The organism is Clostridioides sp. GD02404, from assembly GCF_045898275.1.
Classification (GTDB): Bacteria; Bacillota; Clostridia; order Peptostreptococcales; family Peptostreptococcaceae; genus Clostridioides; species Clostridioides difficile_A.
This window is the reverse complement of the sequence record NZ_JBJOCA010000027.1, coordinates 47,184-56,975: the sequence shown is the minus strand read 5'-3', so window position 1 is coordinate 56,975 and position 9,792 is coordinate 47,184. Positions and strand designations below refer to the sequence as shown.

Sequence of the window (9,792 nt, the reverse complement as noted above, 5' to 3'; positions counted from 1 at the left end):
ACTAATAAGAGTTTAAAATAGATAACTTATGTAAGAACCGTAGGAACTACGGGGATAGCCTGTGGAGAGTTTGTAAGACATATTTTAGTATGCAAAATTCTATGAAGCAGGAACCCTGTGACTTTAGTCATGGGAGGTTCAGATATTGTACTTACTAGCAAATAATAAGGGAAGAGTATATAGTACAGAAGAAATATTTGAAAAGGTATGGAAAGAGAAATATTATCAATCTAATAATACTGTAATGGTCCATATGAGTAGAATAAGAGATAAAATTGAAAAATATACAGATGGAGAAAAAATAATTCATACTGTATGGGGAGTAGGATATAAAATTGAAAAATAAAAGCTTATTAAATCATATGTTTCGTCCTATAATAGATTTTGCAATAAGTTGCATTATTACTTTAATAATTATGTTAACAAGCATTTATATAATAAAATTGTTATATGTTAATACTCATTTATCTACAATTAATTATCTTGTATATAATTTAAGAGATTTAAGAGCATCTATGGGAGATGGACTGTTTTATCCATTTTTATTTCTAATTTCATCGTTAGCAATTTATTCTTTAATATCATACAAGAGAAATAAGCAAGTTGTAGATTTTATAAAAAAAGCTAATAAAAAAAATCAGAAGTTAGAAGTTATTTTAGATGCTGTAAATTCAATGGATGAAAGTGATTTACAAAAGAATATAGATATCGAGTATGATTTAGAAGAATTAAAGGATAAAGAAGTTGATGATATTGATGAACTAGCACATAAAATTAATAGTATTATTCATCAACTTAGAAACATAACTGTTGAAGAGAGACAAGCTCAGCAAACCAAAACAGATTTAATAACAAATGTGTCACATGATTTAAGAACACCTTTGACATCAATAATGGGTTATTTAGGATTGATAGAAGAAGGTAAGTATAAAGATGAAGTACAGATGATGTATTATGTTAATATTGCATATGAAAAATCGAAAAATTTAAATGTACTCATAAATGATTTGTTTGAACTTACTAAAATGCAAAACAATACAATGAGATTAAATAAGATAGAAATAAATTTAGTAGAGTTATTAAGTCAGATAGTATCTCAATTTGAAATTTATTTTAAGCAGGAATTTATGGTTAGTAGAGTTAATTTTAATGAAGAAAAATTAATTGTAAAAGCTGACCCAAATAAATTAGTAAGAGTATTTGAGAATCTTATGACTAATGCTATGAAGTATGGAAAAGATGGGCTCTATGTAGATATAGTCACAGAGAAAAAAGAAGATATGGCGATTGTAAAGGTCATAAATTATGGAGAACCAATTCCAGTATTAGATTTACCAAATATATTTGACAGATTTTATAGAGTTGAAAAGTCAAGAAATAGAAATGCTGGAGGGTCTGGATTGGGTCTTGCAATCACAAAGAACATTGTAAACTTACATGGTGGAGAAATCACTGTTTCAAGCAATAAACATCAAACTGTATTTGAGGTACAACTGCCAATAATACAATCAGTTGAGTTATAAAACAAAAGTATAATTAGATGTATAAATAATATAGCGATAAAGTGTTTACAAAAATAAAAAAGTAATATATAATTTAAGTCAGTTTAATAAGATACTTATCAAGAGTTAGGGGAGAGAGTTAGCTCAGTGATCCTATACCAACCTTTTATTAGGTGGTCCTGCTAACAACGATGAGACGATTTGAAATAATATACTCTTCTTATCAATAATGGATAGGGGGAGTTTTTTTTAGAATTAATGTAATGAATTTAAAAGATAATGGAGGATTAAATAATGGAAAAAGTGGAAAGTTTTAAGTTAGACCATACAAAAGTAAAAGCTCCTTTTGTAAGAAAATGTAGCGTACTTGATGGAGTAAAGGGAGATAAGGTAAGTAAATTTGACCTAAGATTTTTACAACCAAATGTAGAGAGTTTTGGAACTGCTGCTATGCATGGTTTAGAGCATCTGTTAGCAACTTATTTAAGAGATACATTAGAGGGAGTAATAGACTTATCTCCAATGGGATGTAGAACAGGATTTTATTTAATACTATGGGGAGATGTAGATGCCAATACAGTTAAGGTTGGTTTAGAGGAAGCATTAAAAAAAGTGGTTGAATCAGATGAAATGCCAGCAGCTACAGCAATAGAATGTGGGAACTACAGAGATTTATCTTTATTTGGAGCAAAAGAATACGCAAAAGATGTTTTGGACAAAGGATTTTCTTTAAACATATATGGAGAATAATTTAATTGAAAAAGGAAGTATAAACATAAATCAAAGTGAAGTTTTAAGATACTTACAATACAGAGGTCAGGAGATAGATAAAGACCTTAAAGATACTATTGATGAATGTGTAGATATAACTAAAAATAAAATAAATCCTAGATATTTATCTAGGATTTATCCTATTAAAATAAATAAAGATAATGTTGTAGAGTTAGAGGGGACAAATTTAACATTAGAAAGTAAAGATATATATGAACTTTTAAAAGAATGTAATGAATGTGTAATTATGGCAGCTACATTAGGATTAGAGATAGAAAAAGAAATAAAAAGACATTCTTATTCAGATTTAACAAAAGGACTAATAATAGATTCATGTGGAACAACAGCAATAGAAGAAGTATGTGACATCATTCAAGATAATGTAGAAAAGGTTTTTTTAGAACAAAATAAATTTATAACTATGCGATATAGCCCAGGATATGGAGATTTACCAATAGAAAAAAATATAGATATATTAAATGTGCTAAATGCTCAAAAACAAATAGGTTTAACAATTACTTCCAATGGGATTATGATACCTAGAAAGTCAGTAGTGGCTATCATAGGTATTTCTAATATAAAAATAGATGAATCTAAAAAAGAAAAATCGTGTGAAAATTGTAAAAACTATAGAAACTGTACATATAGAAAAGGAGAGAATTCTTGTGGAAATAAGACAATATCTTAAGAATAATATACTAATATTTGATGGTGCAATGGGAACAATGCTTCAACAAAAAGGTTTAAAGTTAGGTGAAAACCCAGAAGTGTTTGGTATTCAAAATCCAGAAAAACTTATAGAAATACATACCTCATATTTAGAGGCAGGTTCAAACGTAATTCTTACAAATACTTTTGGATGTAATGAGCTAAAATTAGATAGTAACTATACAGTAGAAGAAGTGATTGATAATGCTGTTTTAGTGGCTAGAAAAGCTATAGAAAATGTAGATAAAACTAAACCTAGATATGTAGCATTAGATATTGGGCCTATAGGAGAGATGTTAGAGCCTATGGGGACTTTAAGTTTTGATAGAGCATATGAAATATTTAAAAGACAAGTATTACAGGGCGCAAAATCTGGTGTTGATGTGATAGTAATAGAGACTATGATGGATTTATATGAAGCTAAAGCAGCTGTATTAGCTGCAAAGGAAAATTCTGACTTACCTGTTTTCTGTACTATGACATTTGATGAAGGAGGAAGAAGTTTTACTGGATGTATGCCAGAGAGTATGGTGGCTACTATAGAAGGATTGGGTGTTGATGCAATAGGAGTAAACTGTTCATTAGGACCGAAACAACTTTTACCAATAGTGAAAAAAATAGTATCAAGAGCTACAATACCTGTGATGGTTCAAGCAAATGCTGGTTTACCAAATATAGTTGATGGAGAGGCTATATATGATGTTGATGCAAAAGAGTTTTTTGAAGGTGTTAAGAAATTCGTTGAGGTTGGTGCTACTATAATAGGTGGATGCTGTGGTACAAATCCAAGTTTTATAAAAGAAATATCTGATAATATAAATTCTGTTGTAAAGGGAAATATAGAGAAAATTGACAAATGTGTAGTTTGTTCACCATCAAAATTTGTAGAAGTAGAATCACCTATAGTTGTTGGAGAAAGATTGAATCCTACAGGAAGAAAATCTCTTCAAGAAGCATTGAAAAATGAAAATTTAGATTATGCAATAAACTTAGGACTAGAACAAGTAAATGCTGGGGCACAAATATTAGGAGTAAATGTTGGTTTACCAGAGGTAGATGAGAAAAAATTAATGCCAAAATTAATAAGAGAAATACAGGCAGTAGTAGATACACCTTTACAAGTCGATTCTTCCAATGTAGAGGCATTAGAACAAGGGCTTAGATATTATAATGGTAGAACAATAGTAAACTCTGTAAATGGCAAAGAGGAGTCTTTAGAAAGTATATTACCAATAGTCAAAAAGTATGGTTCATGTGTAGTTGGACTTACTCTTGATGAAAAAGGTATACCTAAAAAAGCTGAAGAAAGATTTGAAATAGCAAAAAGAATAGTAGATAGGGCAGTTTCTTATGGAATAAAGCCAAAAGATATATTTATAGATTGTTTATCATTAACTGTGTCAGCACAACAAGAGGAAGCAATAGAGACGATAAAGGCTATAACAATGGTAAAGACATTGGGAGTAAAAACTATTTTAGGTGTTTCAAATATTTCATTCGGACTTCCAAATAGAAAAGCACTTAATGCTTCTTTTCTAACATTAGCTTTAGGAGCAGGTCTTGATTTAGCAATTATAAATCCAAATGAATATAGTATGATGGAGGCTATTAACTCTTTTAGAATCTTAAATAATACAGATAAAGGGTGTATCAAATATATAAATCAATATAGCAATATAAATAATTCAAAAAAATCAGACTCTTCTACGAAAACTGACAAAGATTTGTCTCTAGATGTTTTAGTTGAAAGAGGATTAAAAGACGAAGCAAAAAATGTAACACTGAATCTTTTGAAGGAAAAGGATGAGAATTATATATTAGATGAGATTTTAATTCCTGCCCTTGATAAAGTAGGAAAGAGATATGATAGTGGAGATATATTCTTACCGCAATTGATTCAATCAGCAGAGACAGTTAAAGCTTCATTAAATACAATAAAGGAAACTTTATTAATTAAAAGTAGTGATAATGTATCTAAAGGAAAAATAATAGTTGCCACAGTAAAAGGCGATATCCATGATATTGGAAAAAATATAGTAAAAATAATGCTAGAAAATTATGGATATGAAGTTATAGATTTAGGGAAAGATGTTCCAATTGAAGAAGTAGTAGAAGTAGCCAAAAAAAGAAATATAAAATTAGTAGGATTAAGTGCACTTATGACTACAACTGTTCAAAGCATGAAAGATACGATTCAAGCATTAAGAGATAATGATATAAAGGCGAAAGTATTTGTAGGAGGTGCAGTTTTGACAGAAGAATATGCAGAAGAAATGGGTGCTGACTATTATTCAAAGGATGCAAAATCTGCTGTTGAAATAGCAAAGTTAAATTTTTAGCATGTAAATTAAAATAAAGGTTTTACTAAATAGGATATTTTATATATAATATAGATATAAGTTTTAGATACTTATGTTTGAAACAATAGGAATTAATCTATAAAAATGAGATTAATTAATATAAAAAAATATTTATCATCAACATTAAAAAGGGCTGGGAAGTCTGGTATAACTTCCATCAGCCCTTTTTAGTTAAAGCATAGATTAAAAAGCCCAGTTGCCATTTTTAAAAATTTGTATTTGCTTTCCATCATAAGTTTCTCCTATAATATCCATATCATCAGACCCAATCATAAAGTCTACATGTGTTAAGCTATCATTTACACCATATTCATCCAATTCTTCATCTTTTAAATTGTTTCCACCATCTAGACAAGTTCTGTAAGCAGAACCAATTGCAAAATGGCAAGAAGCATTCTCATCATATAGAGTATTATAAAAAATTATATCTGTATTGGATATTGGTGAGTTGTATGGAACAAGAGCAACTTCTCCTAAATATTGAGAACCTTCATCTGTTTCAATAAGTTTCTTTAAAGTTTCAAGTCCTTTTTCAGCAGAAAAATCTATTATTTTTCCATCTTTAAAAGTTAAGAAGAAATTATCAATTATATTTCCACCATAAACAAGAGGTTTAGTACTATAAACAGTTCCATTCACTTTAAACTTATGTGGCATTCCAAAAATTTCTTCTGTTGGGATGTTAGGATTGAAGCTTATTCCATTAGGGTCTTTAGATGCTCCACTTAACCAAATATGACCTTTTGGCAAATCTAAAGTCAAATCAGTTTTTGAAGATTTATATTTTAAAGTTTTAAAATTATTTTTATTTAAGAAATCCATTTTAGACTTAAGATTTTTATTATGTTCCTCCCATGCTTTTATAGGGTCTTGACCATCTACTCTTGAACACTTAAATATAGCATCCCATAATTCTTCTATTGCTTTTTCTTCTGATAAATTTGGAAATACTTTTTTTGCCCACGCTTTTGTTGGCACAGAAACTATGCTCCATTTACACTTATCAGTTAGAGTATAAGAACGCCATTCTTTTAAAGCCTTACCAGATGCTTTTTGAAAATTTGCCACCCTTTCAGGGTCAACGTCTTTTAGTAAGTCAGGATTTTGAGCATATACTGATAAAAATGCCCCGCCTTCTTTTGCTATATCTACATATTGTTCTGCTGTCCATTTTGGGAACTCATGAAATACTTCATCTGGAGCATATAAATACTTAATAAGAGCACTTTCTTCATCAGACCATTCTATATATACATTTTTAGCACCACATTTATATGCTTCTTTAAGTGCATTTCTTGCAAAATCAGCACATTCTATTGGTGATTTTATAAGTAAAGTTTGACCTGGCTGTATGTTAATCCCGACCTTGATTGCCAATTCAGCATATTTCTCTAAATTTCTATTTAAATCCATGTTTATCCTCCTATATTTTTAATATTGAATAACCTATAAAGTATTATAACATTACTTAGATTTTGGGTCATATTTAAAATATTTATACTCTATAAACTAAGAAATAAAAAATATCTATTTTAATTAAAACAGATTGTTTAGAAGCACAAACTTAATTGGAAGAATATTTTTTGTTGATATTAGTATTAAAGTAGAAATAAAAATACTTTTTTAGTGAAAAGCTATACAAGAATACTGAAAAAAACTTATAATATAATAATGAGATAAATATAAATAATGAAATAAAAAATTTTCTGGCAAAGCTTATATATGTTTAAATATAGTAGTTTATATATTATGAACAGAAGATTTCAGTTAGGAGGGCATAAATGGAGCTTTATGAAGCCATTTTTTATAGAAAATCTGTAAGAAATTTTTCCAGTAATAAGATAAAAAAGCCATTAATGGAAGAAATAAAGAGAAGTTGTAAAAATTTAGAATATTTAAATGAAGATTTAAATATTAAAGCGCATGTTGTTGATAGAGGTCATATAATACATTTCTTAATGGGTAAGGAATGTAAAGTAAAAGCACCTCATTATATAGTAATCACATCAAATAAAGGTGAAGATTATTTACAAAATATAGGTTTTGCTACAGAAGGTGTAGTTTTACGTCTTACAACATTGGGTGTAGCTACCTGTTGGCTGGAGGGAAACTTAAAGAGAGAAGATATTTTAGAATTTGTAGATATAGGAAATAAAAACTCTGAAGAAGATGAAGAAGACGATTTAGATTATTTAGCTGGAATAAAAACAGAAGAAGATAAGGAAGAAGAAATAGAGTATCCTTATATAATAATAGCTTTTGGATATCCAGCGAGAAATGAGGATTTATTTAGAACAAGATATGCTAGACCTGATAGAAAACCAGTAAAAGATATGATAAATAAAATAAATAGGAATAGAAAATGGAAAGAAGTATTAGAATTTACGAGAAGAGCTCCATCTGTAAAAAATTCTCAGCCGTGGTATTTCCATAAGGATGAACGAGGTCTTCATTTATTTGAAAAAAAGCCTAAGAAACATTGTGAAGATATGAATAAAGTTAGCTTAGGTGCAGGATTAAGGCATTTTGACATAGCTTGCATCAAAAATAAAATAGATGTTTCATATGAAAAACTTCCTATAAGAAATAAAATAGGAAAATCATATTTTATAACCGTAGTTGAACATGTGAAACCAGAAGAAGAGATACCAGAAGAAAGTGTAAGTCCAGAGAAAGAAGAATCACAAGAAGAATAAAATTTTGGAAGGGGATATTGGATATGTACAAGTGTGGGAAGTGTAATCTTAGGGGTTGTTCTGATGGAAATATGGATAAGCTAATGAAGATATGTCCTACTAGAGAAGTTGAACTACAACAAAAAGCAAAACAACTTTATGAGGAAGAGGAAAATAGAAAAATAGCTTATAATGCTGGATTAGTTGAGTCAGAAGGGTATTGTCAATATACTAGACTAAAAGAGATAATAGAGTTTGCTAAGAAATGTGATTATAAAAAAATAGGTATAGCATTTTGTATTGGATTAAAAAGAGAAATGCAAACAGTACAAAAAATATTTGAACACCATGGATTTGAAGTATTTTCGGTTATATGTAAAAATGGAGCAATATCTAAGAGCACAGTTGGCTTAGAAGCATCTCAAACAATATCAAAGTGTGCAGATGAAATAATGTGTAATCCAATAGGACAGGCTTTGTTTTTAAATGAAGCTAAAGTTGACCTTAATGTAATTCTTGGATTATGTGTTGGACATGATACATTAGCCATGAAATATATGGAAGCTCCTATAACAACTCTAATTGTCAAAGATAGAGTAACTGGGCATAATCCAGCTGCTGCGATATATAATGCAGAGTCATATTTTGAAAAAAAATTGTTTGATAAAGATGAAGAATAATTCAAAGACTTATTGACATAAAAAGCAATTAGTGGTTTAATTATAAAAAAAGATAAAACTTTAAATTATCTTAGAGATACATAAAGTTATATTAATAAAGAAAAATATTACAGCTAAATTCCTTAAATTAGTCCAGAGAGACTAAAGGGTTATAGATAGTGTTAATATATAACCTCTAGTAAATCTTCTAGAGGTTTTTGATGAGTATAAAATAAAAATTTAAATATAATAAAGTCTTTTAAACTAGTCCAGAGAGACTGGGAAAGATATCTCATAGCTAAGAATTGAGTTATGTATAGATAAAATCCTTGTGCCTCTTTTGGTGTGAGGATTTTTTTATGAAGATTTAGGCTTTATTAAAAAGGAGATGTAAAAATGATAAATGGTAAAGAAAAATTAATAGTTGCAATTGATACTGACGAATTTGATAAAGCTAAAGAATTAATAGACAAATTAGAGGATAGTGTAGATATATTTAAAGTAGGATTAGAACAATATGTTGCTACAAAAGGAAAAACAATAGATTATCTTAAAGAAAAAGGGAAAAAAATATTTTTAGACCTTAAATTCCATGATATTCCAAATACTATGAAAAGTGCAGTAAGAGCTGCAGTGAGAGATAATGTTTGGTTAATGACAATACATGTATCAGATATGGAAGGAATGAGACAGTGTGCACTAGTTGCTAAAGAAGAAGCAGAAAGATTAAATATAGAAAAGCCTTTAGTAGTTGGAGTAACAGTTCTAACTTCATTAAGCAATCAAGACTTACAAGATATAGGATGCAATATGACAACAGAAGAGTTAGCTATAAAGAGAGCTAAACTGGCAAAAGAATCAGGAATAGATGGGGTTGTTTGTTCAGCACAAGAAGTAGATAAGATAGTAGAAGCATGTGGAACTGATTTTATAACAGTTTGTCCAGGCATAAGACCTAAATCAGCAGAGGTTGGAGACCAAAAAAGAGTTGTAACTCCATCAGATGCAATAAAAAGAGGAGCTCATTATTTAGTTGTTGGAAGACCTATAACAAAAGCAGAAAATCCAAGAGAATCAGCGATTAATATTGTAAAAGAAATAGAAAATGCTTAGATAA

The 9,792-nt window shown here is 29.1% G+C and carries 8 protein-coding genes and 1 pseudogene; 8 read left to right on the top strand and 1 reads right to left on the bottom strand.

Annotated elements, in window-relative coordinates; translation table 11 throughout:
- Window positions 1-133 precede the first annotated feature (133 nt).
- The 5 genes and pseudogenes from Q3287_RS15265 to Q3287_RS15245 all read left to right on the top strand — a co-directional run.
- Window positions 134-346: pseudogene (locus Q3287_RS15265) on the top strand (helix-turn-helix domain-containing protein); the annotation flags it as partial.
- Complete coding sequence (locus Q3287_RS15260) at window positions 336-1,523, top strand: ATP-binding protein (protein WP_161803448.1); 1,188 nt, start codon at window positions 336-338, stop codon at window positions 1,521-1,523. The pseudogene Q3287_RS15265 and the gene Q3287_RS15260, both read left to right, overlap by 11 nt.
- Before the next feature lie 273 nt (window positions 1,524-1,796).
- On the top strand, window positions 1,797-2,252 hold the full coding sequence (locus tag Q3287_RS15255) for an S-ribosylhomocysteine lyase (protein ID WP_021386558.1): 456 nt from the start codon (window positions 1,797-1,799) through the stop codon (window positions 2,250-2,252).
- Window positions 2,242-2,961, top strand: coding sequence for a vitamin B12 dependent-methionine synthase activation domain-containing protein (locus Q3287_RS15250; protein WP_054277802.1), 720 nt, complete (start codon window positions 2,242-2,244; stop codon window positions 2,959-2,961). The genes Q3287_RS15255 and Q3287_RS15250 overlap by 11 nt, the downstream gene beginning before the upstream one ends.
- Window positions 2,939-5,320 (top strand): homocysteine S-methyltransferase family protein, encoded by a 2,382-nt coding sequence (locus tag Q3287_RS15245; protein ID WP_407964365.1) that lies wholly within the window; start codon window positions 2,939-2,941, stop codon window positions 5,318-5,320. Before Q3287_RS15250 ends, Q3287_RS15245 begins: the two co-directional genes overlap by 23 nt.
- A 204-nt stretch (window positions 5,321-5,524) precedes the next feature.
- Here the strand turns inward: Q3287_RS15245 and Q3287_RS15240 are convergent, their stop codons facing one another.
- Window positions 5,525-6,754, bottom strand: a complete 1,230-nt coding sequence (locus tag Q3287_RS15240) for an aminopeptidase (protein WP_407964364.1) — start codon at window positions 6,752-6,754, stop codon at window positions 5,525-5,527.
- A 368-nt stretch (window positions 6,755-7,122) separates the two neighbouring features.
- Here Q3287_RS15240 and Q3287_RS15235 point away from each other — a divergent pair, with 368 nt between their 5' ends.
- From Q3287_RS15235 to pyrF, 3 genes are all read left to right on the top strand, one after another.
- A complete protein-coding gene (locus tag Q3287_RS15235; protein WP_407964363.1) occupies window positions 7,123-8,037 on the top strand; it encodes a nitroreductase family protein in 915 nt (304 codons plus the stop codon).
- 23 nt (window positions 8,038-8,060) lie between these two features.
- Complete coding sequence (locus Q3287_RS15230) at window positions 8,061-8,696, top strand: DUF1847 domain-containing protein (protein WP_054277798.1); 636 nt, start codon at window positions 8,061-8,063, stop codon at window positions 8,694-8,696.
- Window positions 8,697-9,071: 375 nt separating this feature from the next.
- Complete coding sequence (gene pyrF, locus Q3287_RS15225; RefSeq protein ID WP_054277797.1) at window positions 9,072-9,788, top strand: orotidine-5'-phosphate decarboxylase; 717 nt, start codon at window positions 9,072-9,074, stop codon at window positions 9,786-9,788.
- Window positions 9,789-9,792 lie beyond the last annotated feature (4 nt).